At 73.0% G+C, this 523-nt stretch carries 1 protein-coding gene; it reads left to right on the forward strand.

Features of this window, described 5'->3' with window-relative positions; genetic code table 11:
* The coding region (locus ACYU7Q_RS21920; RefSeq protein WP_460611588.1) for a glycoside hydrolase domain-containing protein at positions 1–523 on the forward strand (523 nt) is incomplete at both ends.

Genomic DNA, 523 nt, shown 5'->3' on the forward strand with positions numbered 1-523 from the left:
CCCGCTAGCCCCCGGCGGCGCGAGCCCCGGCTACGTACTCGGCGCGCCGCTGTTCGGCCAGGCGCGGATCCGGCTGGAGAACGGGAGGCACGTGATCATCACCACCACCGGGCGCGGTCCCTACGTCGAGGGTCTGCGGGTCGACGGAGTACCGCACGAACAGGCCTGGATCGCCCACCACCGGCTGACCGCGGGCGCGACGCTGGAGTTCCACCTGTCGGAAACCCCGTCCCAGTGGGGCACGGAACCGCCGTCACTCACCACGGACGGGCGACCCCCGCGTCCGCTGACCGACCTGGTTCCGGCCCGGGCCCGCGCCTCCGACGGCACCGCGGTGACGGCACTGTTCGACGACACCAGCCGCACCCAGATCACCTTCCGCACCGCGACCCCGGTCGTGGAGTACACGGCGGAGGGTCCGCCGAGGCCGGTGCAGATCTACACCCTCACCTCCGGCACCGGCGGCGCGCCGAGTGCCTGGACATTGGAAGGCTCCGCCGACGGGCACCGCTGGGAGGTACTG

It is taken from the genome of Hymenobacter terrigena, assembly GCF_054776515.1.